Source organism: Catellatospora bangladeshensis (assembly GCF_016862575.1).
GTDB lineage: Bacteria > Actinomycetota > Actinomycetes > Mycobacteriales > Micromonosporaceae > Catellatospora > Catellatospora bangladeshensis.
On sequence record NZ_BONF01000029.1, the window covers coordinates 1 to 24,611 of the forward strand.

26 protein-coding genes are annotated in these 24,611 nt (G+C 71.9%); 12 read left to right on the plus strand and 14 right to left on the minus strand.

The window, feature by feature from the left end; translation table 11 throughout:
* Window positions 1-447 precede the first annotated feature (447 nt).
* Window positions 448-675: a hypothetical protein gene (locus tag Cba03nite_RS23660; RefSeq protein ID WP_203750210.1), complete on the plus strand. Its 228-nt coding sequence runs from the start codon at window positions 448-450 to the stop codon at window positions 673-675.
* Between the two features lie 184 nt (window positions 676-859).
* Here the strand turns inward: Cba03nite_RS23660 and Cba03nite_RS23665 are convergent, their stop codons facing one another.
* Window positions 860-2,104, minus strand: coding sequence for an RNA polymerase sigma factor (locus tag Cba03nite_RS23665; RefSeq protein WP_203750213.1), 1,245 nt, complete (start codon window positions 2,102-2,104; stop codon window positions 860-862).
* Complete coding sequence (locus Cba03nite_RS23670; protein ID WP_203750217.1) at window positions 2,101-2,433, minus strand: YciI family protein; 333 nt, start codon at window positions 2,431-2,433, stop codon at window positions 2,101-2,103. Before Cba03nite_RS23670 ends, Cba03nite_RS23665 begins: the two co-directional genes overlap by 4 nt.
* Before the next feature lie 192 nt (window positions 2,434-2,625).
* On the opposite strand from Cba03nite_RS23670, the gene Cba03nite_RS23675 reads away from it, so the two are divergent.
* The gene (locus tag Cba03nite_RS23675) at window positions 2,626-3,510 is read left to right on the plus strand and encodes an aminoglycoside phosphotransferase family protein (protein WP_203750221.1); all 885 of its coding nucleotides are present in this window, start codon (window positions 2,626-2,628) and stop codon (window positions 3,508-3,510) included.
* A 45-nt stretch (window positions 3,511-3,555) separates the two neighbouring features.
* Here the strand turns inward: Cba03nite_RS23675 and Cba03nite_RS23680 are convergent, their stop codons facing one another.
* The 5 genes from Cba03nite_RS23680 to Cba03nite_RS23700 form a co-directional block, all read right to left on the minus strand.
* Window positions 3,556-4,023, minus strand: coding sequence for a hypothetical protein (locus tag Cba03nite_RS23680; RefSeq protein ID WP_203750225.1), 468 nt, complete (start codon window positions 4,021-4,023; stop codon window positions 3,556-3,558).
* Between the two features lie 194 nt (window positions 4,024-4,217).
* Window positions 4,218-5,438, minus strand: a complete 1,221-nt coding sequence (locus tag Cba03nite_RS23685) for a cytochrome P450 (RefSeq protein ID WP_203750593.1) — start codon at window positions 5,436-5,438, stop codon at window positions 4,218-4,220.
* A 46-nt stretch (window positions 5,439-5,484) separates the two neighbouring features.
* Window positions 5,485-6,342 carry a sulfotransferase family protein gene (locus Cba03nite_RS23690; RefSeq protein ID WP_203750228.1) on the minus strand — a complete coding sequence of 286 codons (858 nt, stop codon included), beginning with the start codon at window positions 6,340-6,342 and terminating at the stop codon, window positions 5,485-5,487.
* Window positions 6,343-6,415: 73 nt separating this feature from the next.
* Window positions 6,416-7,372 carry a sulfotransferase family protein gene (locus Cba03nite_RS23695; RefSeq protein WP_203750233.1) on the minus strand — a complete coding sequence of 319 codons (957 nt, stop codon included), beginning with the start codon at window positions 7,370-7,372 and terminating at the stop codon, window positions 6,416-6,418.
* A 75-nt stretch (window positions 7,373-7,447) separates the two neighbouring features.
* Window positions 7,448-7,600, minus strand: a complete 153-nt coding sequence (locus Cba03nite_RS23700; protein ID WP_203750238.1) for a hypothetical protein — start codon at window positions 7,598-7,600, stop codon at window positions 7,448-7,450.
* 194 nt (window positions 7,601-7,794) lie between these two features.
* Here Cba03nite_RS23700 and Cba03nite_RS23705 point away from each other — a divergent pair, with 194 nt between their 5' ends.
* The 4 genes from Cba03nite_RS23705 to Cba03nite_RS23720 all read left to right on the plus strand — a co-directional run bounded on the left by Cba03nite_RS23705 (window position 7,795) and on the right by Cba03nite_RS23720 (window position 12,435).
* Complete coding sequence (locus tag Cba03nite_RS23705) at window positions 7,795-9,174, plus strand: FAD-dependent oxidoreductase (protein WP_203750240.1); 1,380 nt, start codon at window positions 7,795-7,797, stop codon at window positions 9,172-9,174.
* A gap of 89 nt (window positions 9,175-9,263) precedes the next feature.
* Window positions 9,264-10,478, plus strand: coding sequence for a GNAT family N-acetyltransferase (locus Cba03nite_RS23710; protein WP_203750243.1), 1,215 nt, complete (start codon window positions 9,264-9,266; stop codon window positions 10,476-10,478).
* Window positions 10,479-10,579: 101 nt separating this feature from the next.
* The gene (locus tag Cba03nite_RS23715) at window positions 10,580-11,485 is read left to right on the plus strand and encodes an ABC transporter ATP-binding protein (RefSeq protein WP_203750246.1); all 906 of its coding nucleotides are present in this window, start codon (window positions 10,580-10,582) and stop codon (window positions 11,483-11,485) included.
* Window positions 11,482-12,435: an ABC transporter permease gene (locus Cba03nite_RS23720; protein ID WP_203750249.1), complete on the plus strand. Its 954-nt coding sequence runs from the start codon at window positions 11,482-11,484 to the stop codon at window positions 12,433-12,435. The genes Cba03nite_RS23715 and Cba03nite_RS23720 overlap by 4 nt, the downstream gene beginning before the upstream one ends.
* Before the next feature lie 20 nt (window positions 12,436-12,455).
* Here Cba03nite_RS23720 and Cba03nite_RS40405 read toward each other — a convergent pair whose 3' ends face one another.
* Window positions 12,456-13,172 (minus strand): GNAT family N-acetyltransferase, encoded by a 717-nt coding sequence (locus Cba03nite_RS40405; RefSeq protein WP_203750253.1) that lies wholly within the window; start codon window positions 13,170-13,172, stop codon window positions 12,456-12,458.
* Window positions 13,173-13,240: 68 nt separating this feature from the next.
* Here Cba03nite_RS40405 and Cba03nite_RS23730 point away from each other — a divergent pair, with 68 nt between their 5' ends.
* Both Cba03nite_RS23730 and Cba03nite_RS23735 read left to right on the plus strand, forming a co-directional pair.
* Window positions 13,241-13,906 carry a rhomboid family intramembrane serine protease gene (locus tag Cba03nite_RS23730; protein WP_203750256.1) on the plus strand — a complete coding sequence of 222 codons (666 nt, stop codon included), beginning with the start codon at window positions 13,241-13,243 and terminating at the stop codon, window positions 13,904-13,906.
* Between the two features lie 78 nt (window positions 13,907-13,984).
* Complete coding sequence (locus Cba03nite_RS23735; RefSeq protein ID WP_203750259.1) at window positions 13,985-14,500, plus strand: hypothetical protein; 516 nt, start codon at window positions 13,985-13,987, stop codon at window positions 14,498-14,500.
* 30 nt (window positions 14,501-14,530) lie between these two features.
* Here Cba03nite_RS23735 and Cba03nite_RS23740 read toward each other — a convergent pair whose 3' ends face one another.
* Complete coding sequence (locus tag Cba03nite_RS23740; protein ID WP_203750262.1) at window positions 14,531-15,499, minus strand: aldo/keto reductase; 969 nt, start codon at window positions 15,497-15,499, stop codon at window positions 14,531-14,533.
* A gap of 94 nt (window positions 15,500-15,593) precedes the next feature.
* On the opposite strand from Cba03nite_RS23740, the gene Cba03nite_RS23745 reads away from it, so the two are divergent.
* Together Cba03nite_RS23745 and Cba03nite_RS23750 are read left to right on the plus strand one after the other, a co-directional pair.
* Window positions 15,594-17,156, plus strand: a complete 1,563-nt coding sequence (locus Cba03nite_RS23745) for an amidohydrolase (RefSeq protein WP_203750265.1) — start codon at window positions 15,594-15,596, stop codon at window positions 17,154-17,156.
* Window positions 17,157-17,293: 137 nt separating this feature from the next.
* Window positions 17,294-18,136, plus strand: a complete 843-nt coding sequence (locus Cba03nite_RS23750; protein ID WP_203750269.1) for an NAD-binding protein — start codon at window positions 17,294-17,296, stop codon at window positions 18,134-18,136.
* 123 nt (window positions 18,137-18,259) lie between these two features.
* Here the strand turns inward: Cba03nite_RS23750 and Cba03nite_RS23755 are convergent, their stop codons facing one another.
* The 4 genes from Cba03nite_RS23755 to Cba03nite_RS23770 form a co-directional block, all read right to left on the minus strand.
* A complete protein-coding gene (locus Cba03nite_RS23755; protein WP_203750272.1) occupies window positions 18,260-18,802 on the minus strand; it encodes a DUF3558 family protein in 543 nt (180 codons plus the stop codon).
* 134 nt (window positions 18,803-18,936) lie between these two features.
* The gene (locus tag Cba03nite_RS23760; protein WP_203750275.1) at window positions 18,937-19,239 is read right to left on the minus strand and encodes a hypothetical protein; all 303 of its coding nucleotides are present in this window, start codon (window positions 19,237-19,239) and stop codon (window positions 18,937-18,939) included.
* A 198-nt stretch (window positions 19,240-19,437) separates the two neighbouring features.
* Window positions 19,438-19,806 (minus strand): TraR/DksA family transcriptional regulator, encoded by a 369-nt coding sequence (locus Cba03nite_RS23765; protein WP_203750277.1) that lies wholly within the window; start codon window positions 19,804-19,806, stop codon window positions 19,438-19,440.
* Window positions 19,807-20,045: 239 nt separating this feature from the next.
* Window positions 20,046-21,248, minus strand: coding sequence for a hypothetical protein (locus Cba03nite_RS23770; protein WP_203750279.1), 1,203 nt, complete (start codon window positions 21,246-21,248; stop codon window positions 20,046-20,048).
* A 217-nt stretch (window positions 21,249-21,465) separates the two neighbouring features.
* Here Cba03nite_RS23770 and Cba03nite_RS23775 point away from each other — a divergent pair, with 217 nt between their 5' ends.
* Window positions 21,466-22,176 carry a helix-turn-helix domain-containing protein gene (locus Cba03nite_RS23775; protein WP_203750281.1) on the plus strand — a complete coding sequence of 237 codons (711 nt, stop codon included), beginning with the start codon at window positions 21,466-21,468 and terminating at the stop codon, window positions 22,174-22,176.
* Here Cba03nite_RS23775 and Cba03nite_RS23780 read toward each other — a convergent pair.
* Window positions 22,158-22,733 carry a dihydrofolate reductase family protein gene (locus tag Cba03nite_RS23780; protein ID WP_203750284.1) on the minus strand — a complete coding sequence of 192 codons (576 nt, stop codon included), beginning with the start codon at window positions 22,731-22,733 and terminating at the stop codon, window positions 22,158-22,160. The two genes, Cba03nite_RS23775 and Cba03nite_RS23780, sit on opposite strands and share 19 nt — an antisense overlap.
* A gap of 374 nt (window positions 22,734-23,107) precedes the next feature.
* On the opposite strand from Cba03nite_RS23780, the gene Cba03nite_RS23785 reads away from it, so the two are divergent.
* Window positions 23,108-24,520, plus strand: coding sequence for an RICIN domain-containing protein (locus Cba03nite_RS23785; protein WP_239125977.1), 1,413 nt, complete (start codon window positions 23,108-23,110; stop codon window positions 24,518-24,520).
* The last annotated feature ends 91 nt before the right edge of the window (window positions 24,521-24,611 follow it).

Sequence of the window (24,611 nt, forward strand, 5' to 3'; positions counted from 1 at the left end):
TACTTCCTCCATGCTGATGCCCCTGCGGACTCCACGGTCGTCGCCTGCGGGAGGGGTGTGCCCGCGGCGCGAAGGATCCGCGTTTCGGGACGTGGAGCGGCGAGGTCGCCGAACGGCCGGGAGGCCGGCCCGTGTGCCGTTGTCGGCTGCTGGGTCGCAGATCCGGCGAAATCATGCCGCACACCCGGCCCCGCCCGGTAGTTCCGGCGTCACCGCCTACCGGGTTGTCACAGAACTTTCACGATCGTCACGTAGCTGTCATCATCGGCGCCGGTCCGGCCTCCGCGAGCACTCCGGCCAGTCACGGCCGAATCATTCACCTGCCGGAAACAGCTCGTGCATATTTAGATCCCGCGATATCGATACCATGTGTCGGTCCATGGTTGCTGTGAGTGAGCGTTCGTCCGCGGAGTTTCCGCCGCGGGCACCGATGCGGAGGTGGTCCTCATGAAACGATCGATCCGGCCGGCGGAGTCGGCCCGCAGGCAGATCGCCGCGGCGACCTTCCTCCTGTCCGAGCACCAGCCGGCAGGCACTACCCTGTGCTCCTGCGGGCGGCTGCTGCCGTGCACCGTGGCCATCGCCAGCTCGCGGGCCCACGAGCACAACAGCACCGTGCTCGCGCTGCTGAACGCCACCATGGAGCTGCCGACCATCGCCGTCGCCGGGCGATGAACAGAGCACGGCTCAGACCCGCACCGCTCTGATGGTGTCGAACACGACCCACTTGCCCGATCGGCGGCATCCGTCCTCGTACCGCCCGGCGTGACGGCGGGCGTGGTCGGGATTGACGCCGTCGGCGTCGCGCCGCCGAGCTGCTCCGGGTCGGCGGGCTGACCGCGCATCGTCTGGTATGCGGTCACCCCGGTGGCGGCCACCACGAACAGGCCCCGGCGAGCTGGTCGCGGCGGCGGATGAGGTACGCCGTCTCGGCGGTGTTGCCGGCCAGCTCGATGGCCCGGTCGTACGCGGCCCGTGCCTGCGCGCTGCGGCCGAGCCGGCGCAGCAGGTCGGCTCGGGTGGCGTGGAACGGGTGGTAGCCCTCCAGCGGCAGCGTGTCCACCTCGGCGAGCGCGACCTGCGGGCCGTCGAGTTCGGCCACCGCGATCGCCCGGTTGAGCCGCACGATCGGCGACGGGTCGAGGCGGACGAGCTGGTCGTAGAGCGCGACGACCTGCGACCAGTCGGTGTCGCGCAGGTCGCGGGCGTCGGTGTGGACGGCGTTGATCGCGGCGAGGATCTGGTAGCGCCCCGGCGCCTGTCCGGCGGCGAGACGCGCGCGGACCAGGGCGTGCCCCTCGGCGATCAGCTCGCGATTCCAGGCCCCGCGGTCCTGCTCGCCGAGGGTGACGAGTTCCCCGCTGGACGACACCCGGGCAGCCCGGCGGGCCTCGGTCAGCAGCATCAGCGCGAGCAGCCCGGCGACCTCGCCGTCGGCCGGCAGGAGGTCCCGGACCAGCCGGGTCAGCCGGATGGCCTCGGCGGTCAGCTCGCCGCGGATCGGCTCCCTGCCCGGGTTCGAGGCCAGGTAGCCCTCGTTGAAGATCAGGTAGAGCACGGCGAGGACGCCGGTGACCCGGGCCGGGAGGTCCTCCCGGAACGGCACGCCGTACGGGATCCGCGCCGCCTTGATCTTCGCCTTGGCGCGGGTGATCCGCTGGCCCATGGCGGCCTCTTCGACCAGGAACGCGCGGGCGATCTCGGGCACGGTGAGCCCGCCGACCATCCGCAGGGTCAGCGCGACCCGCGCCTCGACCGCCAAAGCGGGATGGCAGCAGGTGAACACGAGACGCAGCCGGTCGTCGTCGATGACGCCGAGCGGTTCGGGGGTGTCGAACAGCATCAGCGCCTCCCTGTGCTTCTCCTCGCGCCGGATCTCGCGCCGCAGCCGGTCGACGGCCTTGTGGTACGCGGTCGTGGTCAGCCAGCCGCCGGGGTTCGGCGGGACGCCGTCGACCGGCCAGCGCTCGACGGCGATCGCGAACGCCTCGGCCGCCATCTCCTCCGCGATGTCGAGGTCCCCGAGCCGCCTGGCCAGGGTGGCGACCACCCGGGCCCACTCCGCGCGGTGGATCCGGGTGATCTCGTCGCCGACGCCGGTCATTCGCCCAGGATCGGCCGCAGCTCGACCCTGCGGTTGCAGGCCTTCGACCCCCCGGCCGCGAGCTTCAGCGCCACGTCCAGGTGCGGGGCCTCGACGATCCAGAAGCCGACGATGTGCTCCTTCGACTCCAGGTAGAGCCCGTCGGTGAAGACCGGGTCCCCGTCCCGGGCGTCGACGACGGTGGCCGAGCCCGGCGAGGCGAGGCCCGCGGCGAACACCCAGTGGCCGTCGGCCTGGAGCTGCTCGTTGAAGACGTCGATCGCCGCCATCTCCTCGGGGGGAGCCAGGCTGTCCGAGTCATGCAGAACGGACATCAGGTACTGCGCCATGGGGATCATCTCCTGTGCTTGTGGCTGCCCCTCGGGCCGCCTCTCACCCCTGCTACGGACGGCGCCGCCTCGATCCGACACCTGCCGCCCGAGATTCTTCGAAAAGTTCTCCGACCGTCAGCTGCAGTTTCTCAGGTGCGGCGTCATCCAATTCGATTGACGGGGTGATCGAGCGGGTTCTACGGTCGCGCGATGCGTCCCGGAGAGATCACCGTCGCGGCCGAGCAGGTACGCACCCTGATCGACGAGCAGTTCCCCGAGTGGTCGCACCTGCCGATCGTGGCGCAGCCGCTGAACGGCACCGACAACGCGCTGTTCCGGCTGGGTGACTCCCTCACCGCACGGCTGCCGCGGGCGGAATGGGCGGTCGACCAGGTGACGACCGACGCGACCTGGTTGCCGCGGCTGGCCCCGCAGCTGCCGGTGCCGGTGCCCGTGCCGATCGCGGTCGGCAGGCCGGGCGGGGACTATCCGTGGCCGTGGACGGTCGTCCCGTGGCTGGAGGGGCGCAACCCGGAAGCCGGGCAGGACCTCGTCCAGCTCGCCGTCGACCTCGCCGGCTTCGTACACGCGATGATCGCGATCGACCCGATGGACGGGCCGGTCAAAGAGGGCATCCAGCGCGGCGTGCCCCTGGCGCAGCGGGACGAGCTGACCCGCCGGTCGATCGCGGTGCTGGGCGACCGGATCGACGGGCGAGCGGTGACCGCGGCGTGGGACGAGGCGATGGCCGCGGACGAGTGGCCCGGACCGCCGGTATGGCTGCACGGCGACCTGCTGGAAGGCAACCTGCTGGTGGATCGGGGCAGGCTCACCGGGGTGATCGACTTCGGCGGCCTCGGCCGCGGCGATCCGGCGGTCGAGGTGCGGCCGGGCTGGAGCCTGTTCGACGCCCGCGGGCGGGCCGCCTACCGGGAGGCGCTCGGCTTCGACGAGGCGACCTGGGTACGCGGCTGGGCCTGGCCGCTGTCGGGCGCGCTCTACTGGCTGGCGGACCTGTGGGACTCGCTCAGCGAGCAGAACCGCGACGAGACGTTCCGCTACATCGACTACATCGTGCGGCACCGCCACGACTGAAACCGACGGCGTGCTGCACCGCGGCCTGTCTGCGGGCGGCGCGGGTTACGCGAGCGCGGCCTGGACCCGGGCGACGACGAGGTCGCGCTTGGCGTCGCAGTCGGCGCTCGCGGCCATGATCTCCTGGATCTGGTTCGGGGTGGCGAGGTCGGGGCTGGTGATCTCCCAGCGGTCCTGCAGCTCCTCGTCCTCGGAGGCGGCGATCAGGTCGTTGAGCGTGATCAGCGCGGTGAGGTACTCCCCTGCCGCCGTGGACAGGTCCCGGTCCAGGTAGGGCGTCTTCGCGATCAGGAACTGGTTCAGCTCGCGCAGGGATTCGCGGGTCGCGCCGCTCTTGCCCGCGCGCAGGTCGAGGTGTGCCTGCTGGAGCCGTTCCCACAGCTCGCGGGCGGCGTTGCCGCGGTCCTGCGTCAGCGGTGCGGCCGAGCGCGCGCTCCGGCGCCACTGCCAGTAGCCGAGCCCGGCGGCGAGCAGCGTTCCGGCGAGACCGATGAGGGCGACAGCGATATCCACGGCGGCCAGGGTCGCACTGCGATCCCCGGCGCCACAAGGCGCGGGACAGTCGTCCGCGCGACACTCCACATCGGGCGGCGACGGCCGGCCCACAGGGAGACTTTCCGGAAACTCGGCGTTGAGAGAGTACGAGCCGGAGGCGTACGCAAGCTGAAAGGAACGCGGCAGGGCGCCCGATGCGGCGCCCTGCCGCGTCAGCCGACGGTGACCGGCAGGTGGGTGTGCCCGCGCAGGGTCAGCTGCGGGCGGTAGGCCGGCTCCCCGGCCAGGGCCAGCCCGGGGAAACGCGACATCAGCCGCGGGAAGGCGATCTCCGCCTCGGCGGTGGTCAGCAGCGCCCCCGGGCAGAAGTGCACCCCGGCGCTGAACGTCAGATGCGCGTTGTCGGGACGCTCGGGTCGGAACTCGTCCGGGTCGGCGAACCGGGCCGGGTCGCGGTTGGCCGCGCCCAGCAGCACCAGGACCGTGGCGCCCGCCGGGACCGGCACCCCGTCGACCTCGGTGTCGACGGCGCTCCAGCGGGTGGTGAGCTGCGCGGGCGCCTCCAGGCGCAGGAACTCCTCGACGTAGGACGCCGCAAGCTCCGGCTGCTCCCGCAGCCGCCGCGCCGCCTCGGGCCGGCGCAGCAGCACCTCCAGCCCGTTGCCGAGCAGGTGGGTGGTGGTCTCGAACCCCGCGTTGAACACCAGCACCAGCGCCGACAGCAACTCCTCGTGGGTCAGCGGGTCGTCGTCCGCGCCCGCGGCCGACAGCACGGTGACCAGGTCGTCGCGGGGATCCTGCCGCCGCAGCCGGACCAGGTCGGCGAAGTAGGCGCTCAGCTCGGCCGCGGCCTTGTCGGCGGCCGGGAACTTGCCCTCGCCGCCGGCGTCCAGCACCGCGCCGATCGCCGCGACGTGGGGCTGGAACCAGGGGCGGTCCTCGGCGGGCACGCCCAGCAGCTCGCCGATGACGTTGGACGGCAGCGGGTAGGCGAACTCCCGCATGAAGTCGATCTCGGCGCCGTCGGCGCCGATTTCGGCGATGCGGTCGAGCAGGTGGTCGACCTGGCGGACGACGGTGTCGGCGAGCGAGGTGACGCGGCGGGCGGTGAACTCGCGGGTGATCAGGCGGCGCAGGCGGGTGTGCTGCTCGCCGTTGATGAACATCATCGAGTTCATCAGGACGATCAGCGACGGGTGCTCGTGCCAGGCGGGCATCGCCCGGCTGAGCTTCTCGGCGTCCAGGACCCGGAAGTCCGGGTCGCGCAGCACGCGGCTGGCCGCGTCGTAGCCGTGCACGACCGCCGCGTAGGAGCCGGTCAGCGGTATCACCGGTCCTTCGGCGTGCAGCGCGGCGTAGTGCGGATACGGATTGCGGCGGCCCTCTTCGGTGCGCAGGGCCTGGAGCGTGGCGGCAGCGGACACCCGACCCATCATATTGATGAATGTGGATGAATGGCGACAGTGTCGGATGTGCGACTCACGGTGCGTAGCCGAACTGCTGCACGATGTCGCCGTACCGGGCGGTGATCGCCTTCAGGTGCACCTCGGTCAGGTGGTTGCGCCAGTCCCCTGCCACCCCGCGCCGGTAGTGGCTGTGCACGTCCTCCTCCCCCGGCCGCCGCCCCTTCGACAGCCGCTCGAAGGAGAACCGGGCCAGGGCGCCCGCGACGTACGCCTGCGGCAGGCGGCGCAGCGGCACCCGCGGCAGGACACGGCGCGCCAGAGCCGGCACGCGCGGTGTCGAGCGCCGGTCGGCGAGGTTCCACGTGCACGCCGCGTTCCGGAGCCGGTCGAACGGGCCCGGCACGAGCAGGTCGAGGTGGGTCAGCGCGCGGGTCCAGTGCGCGTACGGGTCGGCGACCATGTCCTCCATGCGCAGCTCCAGCACGCCGGGGTTGGCGTAGTTCCACTCGCACATCGGGTCCAGGAAGACCCCGCTGAACTCGATCTCGGCGAGCAGCCCGGCCTCGACGTCGACCTCGGCCAGCACGCGCCGGTGCTCGACCAGCTCCTCCCAGACGATGCCCATCAGCTGCTCGGGGTGGCTGTTGCGGTGGCTGAAGTAGCCGGAGACGATGATGTCGCGCGGGTCGCGGATGACGTTGAGGCCGCGCAGCGGCGGCAGCGTCTCGAACTGTGCCTGGGTCACATTGGTCATCACCAGGATGTCCGGCCGCTCCGCCCGGACGTAGTCGCCCACGGTCGCGTGCCCGGCCCACTGGTTCGGCACGTGGATGGTGAGGATCTTCAGGCCCAGGGCGTGGGCGGCGTCGTGAAGGATGCTGCGGGCCCACGTCGAGGCGGTCTTGTGACGTCCGAAGAAGGCTCGCAACATTGCGTACTCCAATGTAGACACTACGTTACAGTCGCATGTGTCTATCTGCCGCCTCTCCGGCATGTCAAGAGGTCTATTCGTACCCCATGGCCGGGATGACGCCGTCGAGCGCGCGTTCGACGAAGGCCCGGGTTTCGGGGTCGAACTGGTCGTTGCGATGATTCAGGCTGCGCGGCTGGAACGCCGACGCGGTCGCGAAGTCGTCGAGACCGAGCAGCTCGAACAGGGCGCGGCGTTGTCCGGGCCAGTCGGCCGCGAGGTCCTCGGCCTTGACCTCCACGTATCGTCTGCCCGTCAGTTCGGCCGTGGCCTTCCAGGCGAGCCACCGGTCGTAGACCGGCTTGAGCCAGGCCAGCGCGCCGTCGACCGTGGGCGGCGCCCAGGGCTGGTCGACGTGTGACGCGAGCACCGAGACCGGGTGGCGCTTGATGTGGACGATGGTCGCCTCGGGGAAGAGTTCCCAGAGGAAGTCCATGCACAGCAGGTTGTACGGCGTCTTCTCGCACCAGCCCGGCTTTCCCGCGTCGGCCGCCGCGCCGCCGAACATCGTGTCGACCGCGCGGCGGAGGATCGCGATCAGCTCGCGCCGGTCGCTGAAGTACTTCGGGACCACCCGCAGGCGGCTCTGCGGCTCGAACGGCCCGGCGGGCCAGTCGGCATATCCGGCTCCGGCCGCCGACACGGGCTCGTCGAACGTGGTCGCGACCAGCTCCGGCCACAGGCGTCCCACCGCGTCCCAGTAACGCCGCTCGCCGACGATCTCGGGCACGGTACGACCGCGGTCGTCGCGCCTATCCGGCATCCGCACGGTCATCATCTCGCTGAACCGGCGGAGCGCATCGTGCCCGACGAACGGGTCGTACCGGATCGTCAGGGCGTCCGCCAGGTCCCGCAGGCCGCCCGGATCGATGATGAACCGGGTCTCCATCGGGATCCGGTGGATCTGCGGGTGCTCGCCGATGACGTCCGCGAGCTGCGACGTTCCCGAACGGCCGGTACCTGCTACGAAGATCGGCGAGGGCGTAGACATGGCGTTCAGCTAACTCTCGCCACCGCGCCCTCGCAACGAAATATCCCCGCTCGCCCGATTCCGCTGCCGAGGCGATCAGCCGCCGGTGTACTCCGGCTCGTCCGGCCCCTCCGCCGGATCCGCCGGGTGCGGAGTCCGCCCGCCGAGCTGGTCGCCGTCCGGGTCGACGTACTTTTCGTCGTCGGAGTCCGGTACGTCTGGTTCCGGCTGCTTCGGCTCGGTGCTCATCGGCCACCTCCGTGATAGTCCCGGCCGTAGGAGTACCCCGGAGGGCGGCCGATGATGCCTGCGGCATGCCGGCGGAGGCCGCGTGACGAGCGGTTGCCTTCGACCAGCCCGCGCGGCCGGATCCAGAAGCGACGGTGCGCTTTCCTATACTCGCCTCCGTAACGGAAAGCGCCGCGCATACGGGGAGACTGCGGATGTCCCGATCACCGGTCCAGGTCTTCGCCGAGCTGAACGCGCCGCCGTCGCGGCCGGCGGTCCGGGTGACGGGCCGGGCCGTGGTGCTCGGCGGCAGCGTGGCCGGGCTGCTGGCCGCCCGGGTGCTGTCCGAGCACGCGGACAGCGTCGTCATCGTCGACCGCGACGACCTGCACTCGACCGGGGCGCGACCCGGCGTGCCGCAGGGCACGCAGCTGCACGCGCTGCTGCCCGGCGGCCTGGTGCACCTGGAGCGGCTGTTCCCCGGGTTCCGCGAGCTGGCGCTGCGGGCGGGCGCGATCGAGGCGGTGCCCGCGGCGCGGCGCAACTACCTCGACGGCCGGGTGAAGGTCGTCGTGCCCGATGACGCCGACAGCCTGGCGGGCACCCGGCCGCTGCTGGAGGGGCTGATCCGGGAGCTGGTGCTGCGGCTGCCCAACGTCAAGACGGTCACGGCCCGCGCCACCGGGCTGGTCTTCGACGGCGACGCGGTCACCGGCGTACGGTACGAGGCCGGCGGTGCGGCGGGCGTCGAGCCCGGTGAACTGGTCGTGGACGCCATGGGCCGGTCGAGCCGGCTGTCGGACTGGCTGGCGCAGGCGGGCTGGGAGCGCCCGGTCACGCAGCGGATGACCGTGCACCTCAACTACGCGACGGCCCTGTTCCGGCGGCCCGCGGCCGACCCGGCGCATGCGGTCGTGCTGGCCATCCACACTCCGGGCACGGGCGTGTCGGCGGACGTGGCGGGCGCGGCGTTCTTCGCCGTCGAGGGCGGCCGGTGGATGGCCATGATGGCCGGATACGGCGACAGCTACCCCGGCCGCACGGCCGAGGACTTCGTGCGGCGGCTGCGCGAGCAGTTCCCGCCCGAGTTCGGCGAGGTGGCCGACAGCGGCATGATCGGCGACGTTCAGACGTACCACCACGCCGACAGCCGGCGGCGCGACTTCCACGCGCTGCGGCGGATGCCCGCCGGGCTGGTCGCGGTCGGGGACGCGGTGGCCTCGTTCAACCCGGTGTACGGGCAGGGCATGACGGCCGCCGCGATGCACGCGGCCTGCCTGTCGGCATACCTGCGGTCGGGGCCGGACCTCGGCGTGCCCGCGCGGGACTTCCTCGAGCTGCAGAAGGTGGTGGTCGACGCCGCCTGGTCCACGTCGACCTCCGCGGACCTCGCGCTGCCGCACGTCCACGGGCCGTACCCGCGCGGATACCGGTTCACCAGCTGGGTCAGCAGGCAGATCGTCGCGGCGACCGTCACGGACGTGGCCGTCGCCCGGCGCTTCAACCAGGTGGTGTCCATGCGCGAGCACCCGCAGACCCTCGCCACGCCCGGCGTGATCCTGCGCGCGCTGCGCTCCGCCCGCCGCCGGCCGTAATTCACTTGACCTTGGTACGGCTGCGGCGCTGCACTGTGGCCCGGTGCCGCGAGCCGTGGCGCCGACGGCACCGGGAGGCAGCGGCAGTGGTGGAGATCCGTCCTACGACCGATGAGGACCTCGGTGTCTTCCTGGACACCATGCACGCCGCGTTCGGGCGCTTCCGGGACACCCCGGCCGACGGCCGCGGGGCGTGGTGGTCCGCTGTCGAGATGGACCGCAACCTGCTCGCCACGACCGCGGACGGGCGGCCCGTCGGCACCGCCGGGGCGTACTCGTTCGAGCTGACGCTGCCCGGCCAGGCCGTCGTCCCGGCCGCCGGGGTGAGCTTCGTCGGCGTCCTGCCCTCGCACCGGCGTCAGGGCGTGCTCAGCGCGATGATGCGGCATCAGCTCTCCGACCTGCGGGCCCGCGGCGAGTTCCTCGCCGTGCTGCTGTCCTCGGAGGCCGGGATCTACGGCAGGTTCGGCTACGGACCGGCGACGTACACGCAGCGGCTGACGGTGCCGCGCCACGAGGCGTCGTTCGCCCCGTCCCGGGCACGGGCCGCAGCCGCGGCCCTCGGCGAGATCGAGGTCCTGCGCCGGGCCGAATGCGGCGAGCTGCTGGAAGAGGTCTACGACCGGTATCGCCGCGCGCAGCCTGGCGCGCTGTCGCGGCCGCCCCGCTGGTGGGCGCTGGGCGCGGGTCAGCCTCCGGTCGCGGCGGCGCCGCGCTACGTCGCCGTCCACCGGGACGCCGACGGTGTCCCGGACGGGTACGCCAGCTACTCCCTCGGCGACGGCGGCGTCCTGACGATCGACGAGACCATCACCGCCGACGACGCCGTCTTCACCGCCCTGGCGCGGTTCGCGCTCGGCCACGACCTGGTCACCAAGGTCGTGTTCAGGAACGTCCCGCTCGGGCACGCGCTGCGCTGGCAGCTCGCGGACTTCCGCGCGGGCCAGGTGAGCGACGACACGGACTGGCTGTGGGTGCGGCTGCTGGACGTCCCGCGTGCGCTGGCCGCGCGGGGCTGGTTCGCCGACGGCGAGCTGGTCCTGGACGTCGACGACCCGTTCCTCGGCGAGCGTGCCCGCTACCTGCTGACCGTGCGGGACGGCAAGGCCGGTTGCGCCGCGACGGATCGGGCGCCCGACCTGTCGCTGGACGTGCGCGACCTGGGCTCGGTGTATCTCGGCGGCACCGCGCCGAGCACGCTCGTGCGCGCCGGGCACATCCACGCCCACCACCCGGGCGCGGCCCCGCTCGCCGACGCGCTCTTCCGCGCCGAGCGCACGCCGCACTGCCTGCACTGGTTCTGACCGCCGGAGGGAAGGCCGACACCCCGGTTCTTGCGCGCACTGATACCTAGAACTACTATGCATCACGCTTCTAGGTATCGAACGGATGGGGAGCTGGGCCGATGGCCGACGATGGTATCGCTGTCAGCGGGTTGACCAAGGTCTACAAGAACGTGCGCGCGGTCGACGACCTCTCGTTCACCGTCAGCCCCGGCCGGGTCACCGGCTTCCTGGGGCCGAACGGCGCGGGCAAGACGACCACGCTGCGCATGGTGCTGAACCTGGTCCGCCCCACGGCGGGGACCGCAACGATCGCGGGACGGCGCTACGCCGACCTCACCGATCCCATCCGCAAGGTCGGCGCGCTGCTGGAGGCGTCGAGCGCGCACCGCGGCCGCACCGGCCGCAACCACCTGCGCATCCTCTGCGACGCGGCCGGGATCCCGGTCGGCCGCGCCGACGACGTGCTGGCCGCGGTGGGGCTGACCCCGGCCGCGGGCCGCAAGTTCAAGGGCTACTCGCTGGGTATGCGCCAGCGCCTGGGCATCGCCGCCGCGCTGCTGGGCGACCCGGACGTGCTCATCCTGGACGAGCCCGCCAACGGCCTGGACCCCGAAGGCATCAGGTGGATGCGGGGCCTGCTCAAGTCGCTCGCCGACGAGGGCCGCACGGTCCTCGTGTCGAGCCACCTGCTGTCGGAGATGGAGCTGCTCGCCGACGACGTCGTGATCATCGCGGCGGGCAGGCTGGTCCGGCAGGGTCCGGTGGCCGAGGTCATCGACTCGGCCGGCGCCGCGCAGATGCTCGTGCGCACGCCCCGGCCGGAGGCGCTCGTCGCCGAACTGGGGGCCGCGGTCACGGCCACGCCCGTCGAGGGCGGAGCACTGCGGATCATCGGCGCGGACGGGCCGGCGATCGGCGCGGCGGCGATGCGGGCGGGCGCCGAGATCCATGAGCTGACCGTCGAGCGCCGCGACCTCGAAGACGTGTTCCTGCAGCTGACGGCCGGAAAGGCGGACATCCGATGAGCACGACCCTGCAGGCGCCCCCGGCGGCGTCCCGCCCGGTGATCGCCCACGTCGGCGTACCGGGGCTCCGGCTCGTCCGCAGCGAGATCCGGAAGGTGACCACCACCAACGCGTGGTGGCTGTTCGGCCTCGCGTCGCTGGCCTTCACCGGGCTGGCGCTGTTCATCAACATGTCCGAGGCGGCCGAGCACATCAGGCGGGCCCGCGACACCGCGGCGGTGTTCAAGCCGGGCCGCGGCATGGACGCCGCGGAGATCGCCGCGGCCAGGGTCGAGTTCGCGCAGCTGCACGACCTGCAACTGCAGGCGGTCAACGCGGCCGGCAACATCTTCACCAGCGGCCAGTTCTTCGGCCTGCTGCTGGTGATGCTGCTGGGCGCCCTCGTGATCACGAACGAGTTCCAGTACCAGACCGCCACGGCCACGTTCCTGACCACGCCGCAGCGCACCCGCGTGGTGTTCGGCAAGCTCTTCGCCGTGCTCGGACTGGGGCTGGTCTTCTGGCTCGTGTCGCGGGCCGTGTCGTTCGCGGCCGGGCTGATCTTCTTCCACAACCTCGGCCTGACCAACTCCCTGGGCGAGTGGCCGGTGCAGCGGGCGATCATCTTCAACCTGGTCGCGTACCTGCTGTGGGCGCTGCTCGGCTTCGGGCTCGGCACACTGATCCACAACCAGATCGGCGCCGTCGTCACCTCGATGATCGTCTACTTCGGTGGGTTGATCGGCGGGATCGGCGTGTTCAGCCTCATCCGGGAGTACGTCATCCACGAGGACTGGGTGCTGACGTCCGCCGTGGTCATGCCGCCCATCGCCTCGCAGATCATGGTCTCGCCGGAGAAGCTGTACGCGGAGGCCGCGCCGTGGTGGGCCGGTGTGCTGGTGCTGACGGGCTGGTCGCTCATCGCCGGCATCATCGGGATCGTGATCAACCGCCGCCGCGACATCGCGTGACCTGATCGGCCGGCGGGCCCTCAGTCCGTGACCCGGACGCTCAGCTGGGTGCCGAGTTCATGGAATCCGAGCGCCCGGGCCACTCGGCGCGACGGTTCGGGACGGGCCCGCCACTGGGGCAGGAGGCCGCCGGCCAAAGCGTCGGCCACCGCCGCGCTGCCGACGACGCGGGCGAGCCCGCGCCCACGGTGTCGCGGCGCGGTCAGCACGCAGACATGGGCCGCGCGGCCCGGCCAGCGCCGGTAGCCGGCCGCCGCGACGACGCGAGTCCCGCTGCGCACCACGAACGCGGACGAGCTGATCTCGTCGAGCCCGCACTCGTCGGCGTCGTCCGGCGGGACCGAGGCGAGGAAGGCCGCGAGATCGACATGGCCCGGCGGGATGGCCTCCAGGACACCGGGATCGGCCGGCTGGAAGCTGCGCTCGTCGCAGTAGGCCAGCGTCGCCGGGCCCAGCAGTTCGGCGACCGGCAGGACGCGGCGCACCCGGTCCGGGTGGGTCAGGTCGGCGACCGGCAGCCCGCCTAGCCGGTCCCGTACGAGCTCACCGACGCCGTCCGCGGGAACGGTGATGATCGCCGCGTCGCCCAACGCGACGATCCCGCTCCAGCCCGGCGGACACAGCAGCGACCCCGCCGAGACGACCACCTCCGTGCCCTCGGCGGGGAAGGTGACGGGGACACCGGCCAGCTCACGCCAGACCTGCCGAGCCCGGGCGATCAGGATCTCACCGGTCATGACCGCATCCTGACGGTCGCCGAGCGCGTGTGCCACCGAGTTGTTCCGCCGGTTCTAGGATGCCCGCCATGCGGCCAATCCCCCGTGCCACCGCGATCGTCTTCCTGCTGACCGCCGTGCCGAGCCTGCTGCAGTTCGCGTATCCGGCCCTGGAGACGACCCTGCGGCGCGACCCCGTCCTCATCGCCGACGGCCAGCTCTGGCGCCTGGTCACGTCCTCGCTCGTCCAGGACAGCGGGGTGTCCGGCACGGTCAGCAACCTCGGCTTCCTGCTGGTGCTCGGCTGGCTCGCGGAGCGCACCGTGGGAACGGGCCGGTGGCTGCTGTCCTTCCTCGGCGGTGTCGCGCTCGGGCAGGTCGGCGGGCTGCTGTTCGGGACCGTCGGCGCCGGGAGCTCGATCGGGCTGTGCGGCCTGGTCGGCGGCACTGCGGTCGCCACCTGGCGCGGCCGTGATCCGCTGCCCGCCGCAGTCGGCACCCTCTACGCGCTGCTCATCGGGGCATCGGTAGTGGACACCCCGTGGTCGTACGTGGTGGCCGCGGCGCTGGCCGGGTTGCTCATCAGCTGGCGCGGCCGGGTGCCCCGGTGGACGTACTGCCTGGTGGTCCTGGTGGTCGGCGTCGGCCTGACGGCGGCCGCGGACCTGCACGGGACCGCGCTGCTCGGTGGGCTCGCCGCGGGCGCACTCGCCTACCGCTCCCCGAGCGGATCAGCGGCGAATGGTTCGCCGTGATCTGCCCGTTGGCCTGGCGCTGACGCCATAGGTCGCGGCTGGCATGATCATGCCGCGACCGACTCGAACGGGGATGACGTGGGACTGTTCAAACGAAGGCCGTTGCCGCCGGTTCTCCGGCTGATGGCCGCTGCGGGGCTGCCGACGGCGGGCGGCGAGATCGGGATGCCGGACATCGCGATAGAGGCGGCCCGCAGCGGCAGCGGCCGGGTAGCGGCCTGCCTGACCGTCGTCGAGGAGCTGCTGGCGGAGGAGGGTGACGCCCCGTACGCCGCACTGAAGTTTCTGGAGGCGCTGCAGAACGTGGCATCGCACGGTGTGCCCCAGCTGGTCAGCACCGAGGAGCTGATGCCCTTGCGCGGCCCCCGCACGATCGCGGGCTGGGCGCAGGTGGAGCACTTCTGGCAGGACGTCGTCGACTGGTGCGACGGCAACGGGGTCGATCTCCAGGAGAGCGAGCCGATCCGCGGAATCGATAATCAGCGGCTGCGCTCGCTCGTGTGGCCGGCGGTTCGGACCCTGCCCGACGGCCGCGCGGTCGACCTATCCCACGTCGTGCAGTACGAGCTGGCGGTCGGCGTGCCGATGGCGTGACCGCGCCCGCCCGGCCACCTCAGCGCGGCGTCACCACCAGTAGTTGTCCTGGGGTGTGTAGTGCTGTTCAAGCTCGGCGATCTCGGTGTCGGCCAGCGCCAGTTCCAGGGCCGCCACGGCGTCGGTAAGGTGGTCCGGCCTCGTGGCGCCGACGATCGGGCAGGACACCGCGGGCTTGGACAGCAGCCAGGCGAGCGCCACCTGGGCCATCGGCACCCCACGAGCCTCGGCCACGGTCTGAACGCTGTCGATGACGGGCCGGTCGACATCACGATCGAAGGCCCTGGCGACGTCGTCGGAGGAGCCGCGTGCCGTCTGCGCGCCCCAGGGACGGGCCGCGCGGCCCTTGGCCAGGGGCGAGTACGGAGTCAGCCCGACGCCCTGGTCCAGGCACATCGGGATCATGTCGCGCTCCTCCTCCCGCCTGAGCACGTTGTACTGGTCCTGCATCGCCGCGAACGTGGTCCAGCCGTTGAGCAGCGCGGCGTGCTGCAGCTTGGCGAACTGCCAGGCCCACATCGACGATGCGCCGAGATAGCGCACCTTGCCTGCCTTGACCAGGGTGTCCAGGGTCGCCATGGTCTCCTCGACCGACGTGGCGGGGTGGAACCGGTGGATGTAGTACACGTCGATGTAGTCCGTGCCGAGCCGCCGCAGTGAGCCGTCGACCTGTTCGAGGATGGCCTTCCGGGACAGGCCGCTGCCGCCGGGCCCGTCGTGCATCCTGCCGCTGACCTTGGTGGCCAGCACGATCTCCTCACGGCGGGAGAACCTGCCGATCGCCCGCCCGACGAACTCCTCCGAGCTGCCGCCCTGGTAGACGTTCGCGGTGTCCCAGAAGGTAATGCCGAGTTCGGCGGCCTGCCTGAAGTAGGCGGCCGCGTCGTCCTCGCCGAGGGTCCACCGGTGCATCCCGGCCGCCGGATCGCCGTAGCTCATGCAGCCCAGCCCGATCCGGCTCACCTTCAGCCCGGTGCGCCCCAGCCGCGTGTACTCCATGGTGCAACCTCCGCCGGACCGGTGACGCGATGAAGACGATCCTGCCAACCCGCTCCGGCCGGCGGCTCGGCGGGAGCGGCTACAGTGACGCCGCATGAGCACCCTGGTCTACCGTCACAGCGTCATCCGTACCGGCGACGAGCGCCGCCCTCTCGCGCAGGCGCTGGCCGTGCGGGACGGGGACATCCTGGCGATCGGTTCTGAGACCGACGTGCGGGCGGCGGCCGGAGCCAAGGCCGAACTCGTCGACCTCGGCGGGGCGGCGGTCATCCCCGGCCTCTACGACGCGCACATCCACACCGCGCAGTACGCCCACAGCCTGACCACCGTCGACCTCGCCGGGACCCGGTCGCTGGCCGAGGCGCTGGCGCTGATCGCCGAACGGGCGGCTCAGCTGCGGCCGGGCGAGTGGTTGCTGGGCGGCCGGTGGAACAGCAACGTCTGGGAGCGGCCGGTCCAGCCCGACCGGTACGCGCTCGACTCGGTGTGCCCGGCCAACCCGGTGGCGCTGCCCACCGTCGACGGCCACACCACCTGGGTGAACTCGGCCGCACTGCGGCTGGCCGGGATCGACGCGCGGACCGCCGATCCGGTCGGCGGGCACATCGTGCGGGACGAGCGCGGCGAGCCGACGGGCATCCTGCGGGAGACCGCCGCGGATCCGCTGAAGCCGTTCCTGGTCGCCGAGGATCTCGGCAGCCTCCTGCGCGTGGCACAGGAGAGGCTGCTGGCGCTCGGCATCACCAGCGTCCACGACATCGACGGCGAGGACTGCCGGGCGGCGTACCTGCAGATGGCGGCGGCCGGGGAGCTGAAGCTGCGGGTGCACAAGGCGATCCGGCTGGAGCATCTGGACAGCGCCATCGCGCAGGGCCGCCGCACCGGGCAGGGCGACGACTGGTTCCGTGAGGGTCCGGTCAAGGTGTTCAGCGACGGGGCGCTGGGTTCGCACACCTGCCACATGAGCCGGCCGATGACCGGCGGAGATCACGGGATCGCGGTCGTGCCGTACCCGGAGATGCTCCGGCTGTTCCGGACCGCCGCGCAGGCGGGCATCGCCGTCGCCACCCACGCGATCGGCGACCAGGCCAACCACCTGGTGCTCGACGCGTACGAGGCGCTCGGCCCGACGCCGGGCCTGCGCCACCGGATCGAGCACGCGCAGCACCTGCAGCCGCCGGACCTGGCCCGGATGGCCCGGCTGGGGGTCGTGGCGTCGATGCAGCCCGTGCACTGCACCAGCGACATGGATCTGGTCGACGCCCTGCTGCCCGGGCACGAGCTGGCGTCCTACGCGTGGCGGGGCCTGCTCGACGCGGGCGCCGTGCTGGCCTTCGGCTCCGACGCGCCGGTCGAGGACCCGAATCCGTTTCCCGCCCTGCACGCCGCGGTCACCCGCACCCGCGCCGACGGCAGCCCGGCCGGCGGCTGGCAGCCCGGGCAGCGGATCACCATGGCCGAGGCGGTCCGGGCGCACACGGTCGGGGCCGCGTACGCCGCCGGAGAGGAGACCCGCAAGGGGATCCTCGCGCCGGGCATGCTCGCCGACTTCATCGCGGTCGACACCGATCCGTTCACGGACTCGCCGGAGGCGGTCCTGCGGACCCGTGTCCTGACCACTGTCGTCGGCGGCGAGATTCGCTGGCAGATCGGCTGATCCATGCAGCGCGGCGGCGTCCGCGCGACCCGGCGGTGCGGAGATGACGGCGGCACCGGACCGTGCCCCCTCGCTCTTGCGTCGGCGGAAGACGCCTCCGACAATGGAAACGATGTTTCCTTTACGGGGGTGAACGCGTGCGATACCTGATAGTCGGCTGCGGCAACGTCGGCATGGAGCTGGCCCGCGCCTTGACGGCCGATGGGCAGATCGTCATCGGGACCACCACGACCCCGGACCGGGTGCCGCAGGTACGCGAGGTCTGCGCGGACGTCGCGGTGCTGCGCGGTGACGACGCCGCAGCGGTGGCCGCGGCGGCGGCCGGCGTCGACGCGGTCGTGGTGACGGTCAGCCCGCGCCTGACCCGGGCCGTCAGCCCGCAACTGCGCGCCGAGGAGTACGCGGCGGCCCTGACCGCCACCGCACGCAGCGCCGCCGCGGCCCATGACCGCGTGGTCCTCGCGTCGTCCACTTCGGTCTACGGGCGGGCGGCCGATGCCGTGGCGCCGCTGGACGAGACGGCGCCGACCACCGATTCGGCAGACCCCTCGCCGGTCAACTTCCTCGCCGCCGAGCGCGCCGTGCTGGCGTCGCCACGCGGGGCCGCGGTACGCCTGCCGGACGTGTACGGGCACCCCCGCGACCTCGACTACGTGCGCCGCGTAGAACTCGCCCACAGCATGATGGGCGGGCGGGTGCCGTTCTGCCCCGACGCCCTGCTGTACCGGATCGACTACCGCGACGCCGCCCTGGCGCTGCGCCACGTCGCCGAGCACGGGCTGGCCGGGGTGTTCAACGCGGTGCCGGATGCGCAGACGCCGCCGACGAACGCGGAGGTCTTCAGCGCGATCACGACGGCCGCCGGGCTGCCGGAGCTGACCTACCGCTGCCAGATCGAGGCGCCCGTCGTGCCGATCTCCTCGGCACGGCTGAGGTCCACGGGCTTCGGCTTCCGTCACTCGACGACGCCGCGTCCGTGACCACCCGGCCGCTGCCCTGCCCGAGCCGAGCAGGACGAGAGCCGTCCTGCTGCGGCACCCCCGACACGATGGTCGTCGGCACCGCAGGTTCGGGGTGACGATAAGCGGCGACCCGGCGGAGGGTCAGCGGATCAGGTCCAGGGACCGTTCGGCGAGTTCCACCGCGAGGGCGCGCAGGTCGCCGCCGCGCAGGTTCTTGTTCGAGACGCCGAGGTTGACGATCAGCAGGTCCTCGCCGACGGCGACGTTGAGCTTCGCGCCGCGCTCGTACCACTTGGCGCGCAGGCTGCCGATGCGCGTCTCCTCACCGCTGTTGGTGAAGTCGAGGATGCCAGCCGCGCCGGTCTGGTACTGCACGAAGATCGCGGGCGTCGCGTCGTCGGCACCCAGGTGATAGGCGCAGGAGATGATGCCCGGACCGGGCTCGGCGCGGTGGAACGGGATGTCGGTCCCGGCCGCGTCGGCCACGGCGCCGGCGGTCAGCAGGGTGCAGAGGTCCGGCAGGCCGCCCGGCGCCGCCGCGGCCGACGCGGGTGGGGTGGAGGCCGCCGGGGCGGGTGGGGCGGCGGCCGGCCCGCCGCCGGTCGGGCCGCAGGCCGTCAGCGACAGCGAGCCCAGCAGGGCGAGCACCGCGAGGGTGCGGGTTCGGCGTAGCGCGTGAGTCATGCGCCTATGACAGGAGATGATCTCCGCCTTGGCAACACTGAGTCGATCAACAGACAGCAGCGCTGCCGGTTCGGTCACCGTGGTCTCGACTTTCGAGCGAACCGCGTGTCACCGTCGCCCTCCGATCGCTGACCTCACACGGAGCGCTGATGGCGCGGGTCGTGGCGGGCGCCGGGCCGGCCCGCTGCCCGCCGCGGCTCCTGCTCCACCCGGCGCAGCTGGTCGGGGTCCCAACTGCCGGTGGTGATGCCGGGGGTCTGCTCGGCCAGTTGCAGCAGCGTCATCGCCTCTCCGCGCTGGCGCACCGCGAAGCGCCGGGCGGCCCGCATCTCGCGCACCGTCGACGACAGCAGCAACGTGGCGGCAAGCGCACCCAGCGCCAGCGCCGAAAGCCCGACGATCAGCAGATCACCGAACGAGAACATCGGCTGGCCCATACAAACTTCTCCTGAGGTCGGTCTTCCAGGTCGTGGCCGGCCTGACCGGCGTCGGTCAAGCGGGACTTGCCGCGGCGTGCGGCGAGGCCGCGCTCCGGCCGGGAGGGGCGCGGTCACGCCCCTCCCGGCCACAGGGCAGCCATCGCGAAGGTGACGACCGCGCCGAGCGCGATCACGATGAAGGCGGTGAGCACGAGATCACCTGCGGTCGAGGACGCTCTGACACGGCACGCAGTGCGCCGCCCACGGCATGACCTCCAGGCGCGGCAGGGGGACCTGCTCCTGGCAGCGCTCGCAGATGCCCAGGGTGCCGTTCTCCAGGCGCACCAGCGCGACCTGCAGCCGCTCCAGCTGCTCCTGCAGCGCGGCGGTGACCAGCGACTGCTCGGCGCTCTCCAGAGCCAGCGTGCCCGCGTCGGCGGCGTCACCGCTGCCCCGCTCCGGGCTCGCGATCACCGCGGCGCTCTGCTCACGCAGCCCACGCAGCTGCGCGGCGGTCTGCTCATGTCGCTGGCGCACCATCCGGCCGATCGCAGCCATGTCGACTCCGTGCACCACCGCGGTCATACCGTCCTCCTCCGGTTCCGGCCGCCGCCGCCTCGCCGTACTCGGCGGCGGCACGCGAGCCGTCAGGCGGCGCACGGGCGCGCCGCCAAGATCTCTGTCGATGGGCTACCCGATCGCGACGCAGCGGCAAACTCAGCCGAACGGCCCACTTTCTGCCACGGTTCGACGACAACGACGTAGACGCGGTCGCGTGGACGGCCGTCTTCCCACTGCGGGTGCCTGCCGGGTGGACGCCGGCCTCAGAGTTTGACCACCGTGGAGTTCTGCGAGGTCGCGGGTTCGAGGTCGGGAGCGGTCTGGGTGACGGAGACGACGACCTTGAGCGGCACGTCCGGCAGCACCTCGGTGATCTTGTCGTGGGCCACCACGCCGAGCCGGTCGCGAGTCTCCTTGATGTACGCCTTGCCCTTGATCTTTCCGAAGTAGACGGCCGTGTCCCGCAGCAGCTGCTGCCCCTTGCCCACGTCCAGCGGCCGCTCGATGAGCAGCTTGTAGCCGCGCTTCACGAGCGCCCGCAGATCCTTGAGCTTCTTGATGACGTCGTACGCCTTCTTCAGCTCGCCGGCGACGACGGTCGTCTGCGCGTACACCATGCCCCGCGTGGGCAGCAGGTCCGGCGCCTGGTAGCCGTCGGTGCACGGGCTCTGCCGCGCGGTCTGCGCCGCCTGCGAGGCGTCCCGGACCGCCTTCACGATGTTGTTGTTGACCGGCCCGATGCAGGCGAGCCACAGACCGACGTCCCCGAGGGTGGTGGCGGTGAGGTAGAACGCCTTCTTGCAGGCCGCGTCGGCGGCGAGCCAGCCGAGCAGGTTCAGCTCGGCCTGCTGGTAGTCGTGCTGCGCCTGGTTGCACGGCGCGGCTGACCGGATCGCGGCGTCCGCGGCCCGGTAGTCGGTCACCGCCTTGCCCGGCTGCACGAGCTGCCCGATCCGGCGGGTGAACTGCGCCCCGTCCTCGGCCCGCGCGGGCACCGCGCCGACGAACGCGGGCAGCGCCTCGCAGAAGCTCGCGAGCGCGGCCAGCGCCGCCGCGGCGCGTGCCGTCGCCGGCGGGGTGGCCGCTGGACTGGGCGCAGCCGCCTGGCGTACCCCCTCGGCCAGGGTCGCCAGCTCGGCGGCGTCTGCGGCGGCGGACTCGCCGTCCTGGCACTTGGCCAGGGCGAGCTGCAGCTGCATCAGGTAGGCGTTGAGCGCGGCCGTGGCGGCGTCCGGGCCGATGCTGAGCCGGTCGATCCATCCCTCGAGCGGGGCGCCGGCCAGCTCGGCGCACGCGGGTGCGGGAGAGGTCCCCGACGTCGCGGCGGCCAGGCGGGTGGCGACGTCGCCGGAGACCTCCGTGAAGACGGCGGTGAAGTCCGGCGCGGGCTCGTCCACGGTGTCGGCGCCGCCGCCGCATCCGGCCAGGAGCAGCAGCGTCATCAGGATGGAGATCTTCCGGCGCATGGGCTCGACGTTAGTGACGGGCGCCCGCGACCGTCATCGGGCGACGCGACCAGCGCCGTGGCCACTCCTCACCCGGCCGCCGCCGATCATCCACTTTGGCCGGACGCGTGGACGACCGGTCCGACCCGACACGCCGACACGCGGTCGGTGCGCACCCGCGACGACACCGCCCGGCCGGTACGCGGCGGCGCTGTCACACCGGCGTACCCTGCCTGGCGTGGGACTGCTGTTCGAGACGCGCGAATCGGGCTCGCCGTGGATCGACGCGGTGTGGACCTGCACGAGCGAGCAGGTCACCGAGATGACCTCGGTGGCCGGGGTGTCGTGGGGCCTGGTGTTCTGGCGGCACGAGGACCGTGCCCACGCCACCGTCACGGGGCCGGGCACGAGGTCCGGCACGGCACCGGTGCCGCCGGGCGCGAGCTTCGTCGGGGTCGAGTTCGCCGTGGGCACGTCGCTGCGCTGCGCCTCCATGGCGACCCTGGTCGACGGGGGTGTCGAGCTTCCCGACGCCACGCGCCGGACCTTCCGGCTGGACGGTGGCCGCTGGGAGACGCCGGGTCCCGACGATGTGGAGGCGCTGGTCGAGCGGCTCGTCCGCGCCGAGGCCGTGGTCCGCGATCCGCTCGTCGCCGAGCTTCGCCGCGGCGGCCGTCCCGAGGTCACCGCACGCACCCTCGAACGCCGTTTCCAGGCCGCGACCGGGCTGACCCAGGGCGCGGTGCGGCAGATCGAGCGCGCGCGATCGGCCGCGGCGCTGCTGGCGGCCGGTGTCCCGATCGGCGACGTCGTCTTCGCGCTCGACTACTTCGACGCGCCGCACCTGGCCCACGCGCTGCGGCGTTACATCGGCCGGACCGCGCGCCAGCTCCGCGAGGGCGCCGGCGGCGCGATCGGCCTGGGCCTGGATCAGCCGGCGACGTCGTAGATCAGCTTCACGACGCCGTTCGGGTAGGCGGCGGAGTCGCGCAGGATCAGTCCCTGCTTGGCCTTGTCCGCTCCGCTGAACAGGCCCTTGCCGGCACCGAGCAGCACCGGGAACACGAGCAGGTGGTATCGGTCGATGAGGGCCGCGTCGGACAGGCGGCGGGCGAGTTCCGCGCTGCCGTGGATGAAGATCGCGCCACCGTCGGACTTCTTGAGCGCCGCGATGTCGTCCTCGGTGCGCAGGATCGTGGTCTCGCCCCAGCCCTCGGTCAGCTCGTCGTCGCGCAGCGTGCTGGATACCACGTATTTGGGCAGGTCGCGGTAGGCGGCGTGGTCGTCCGAGTCCCGCCAGACCGGCGCGAACGCCTCGTAGCTGCGGCGGCCGAACATGAGCGCCGTGGTGTCGGCGAGTTCCTCGCCCTTGAGCGAGAACGCCTCGGGCAGGAACTCGATGTCGTTGATGACCCAGCCGCCGCTGCGGTGCCCCTCCGCCTGCCCACCGGGGGAATCCACGACTCCGTCGAGCGACATGAATCCGGTGTAGACCAGTTGACGCATGGTGGTTCCCCTCGTAGTCAGGCTGCCAGGTGCCGGATGCACCGGGATCGGCCGCTGCACTTCGCTGACGTGCGGGCGCAGGATCATGCTAAGGGCCGCCGGTCCGGCGGTCTTGTACGAAACCGACGGCGGCGGCGCTCCACTGCGGTGGCAGCGTTCGAGTCTGACCGCTCCTGAACGTATGAGATCGGTTCATGGCGCCGGATGTCGATTCCCTTTCCGATGTAACCCAGACGAAATCAGCCTGCGGGGGCATTCAGAAGGACGGAGCGACCACGTTGCATGACGTCGATGCGTATTCAAGGACCGGATCGGCCGGTGCCCGGTCGTCGCGCCGAGTGCTGGGCGCCCTAGCGCTGGCCGCGCTCGCGGCAGTGACGAGCCTAGTGGTCGCCGCGTCGCCGGCCAGTGCCGCCACCAGCCAGTTCCGCGGCATGAACTGGGCCGTGCTGGGTGACAACTTCAGCACCGGCACGCTCGTCGTGCAGGGGCTGAGCCTGTCCGACAGCAACGCGACGGTGCGGGCCAAGGCCAACGCCCTCTATGACGACATGGCCGCCACCATGGGGGTCAACACCGTCCGGCTGCCGATCAACACCCACACGGTGGCCAACACGACCTGGTGGAACGCCTACCGCGGCGCCATCGACGCCGCGACCGCGCGCGGCTTCAAGGTCATCCTCGCCTACTGGGAGGACGGCGCGGCCTCGGGCGGCCGGATCACGAACCTCGCCGCGTGGAACACCATGTGGTCGAGTGTGACCAGCACGTACGGCACGAACAGCAACGTCTACTTCGAGCCGATGAACGAGCCGCACGGCTACACGTCGGCCGAGTGGCGCGACGTCGCAGCGAACTGGCTCAGCTACCACTACTCCGCGGTGCCCGGCCGGGTGCTCATCGGCGGCACCGGCTACAGCCAGGACCTGCGCGACGTCTGCAACGACAGCCGGTTCAACGCGACGCTGCTGTCGTTCCACCACTATGCCTTCTTCTACAGCGCGATGACCTACGACGCGTTCCGCAGCCACATCCAGACGCGGCTGGGCAACTGCGCCTCCCGCGCGGTCGCGACGGAGTTCGGCGGGCCGATGTCCACCGGCCTCAACTATGCCGACCCGAACAGCACCGACAACTTCGTGCGCCACATCCGCGCCATGGCACAGGTCATGCGCGACAACCAGATGGGCGGCACGTACTGGCCCGCCCTCGGCGGCAAGCCCGGCACCATCGGCTACGACTGGTACTCGATGTTCTCCCTCAGCGGCAGCGGCACCGATCTCAACCTGACCGTCCGCAACACCTCCGGCGCCAACCGGGTCCGGTACGGCTGGGGCGACACCGTCAGCGACCCCACGCCGCCGCCGACCACGTTCTACCGGGTCAACGTGCGCCACAGCGGCAAGGCGATGGACGTCCAGTCCCCGAACACCGACAACGGCGCCCGCGTCGGCCAGTACACGTACAACGGCAGCGCGTGGCAGCAGTGGCAGTTCCAGGACGCGGGCAGCGGCTACTGGCGCCTCGTCAGCCGGCACAGCGGCAAGTGCCTGGACGTGGCGAGCGCCTCCACCGCCGACGGCGCCGAGCTGATCCAGTACACCTGCGGCACCGGCAACAACCAGCAGTTCCAGATGGTCGCCAGCGGCAGTTACTTCCAGCTGCGGGCGCGGCACAGCGGCAAGTGCGTGGACGTGCCGGCCGCGTCGACCGCGGACGGCGTGGTGCTCAAGCAGTACACGTGCAACACCGGCACCAACCAGCAGTGGTCGCGTACGACCGTCTAGCGGTCACGGCGGCCGTCACCGGCCGGGTCGTGCGGGTACCCGCGCGACCCGGCCGTGTGCATACACGGCACCGACGACCGGATCTTATATA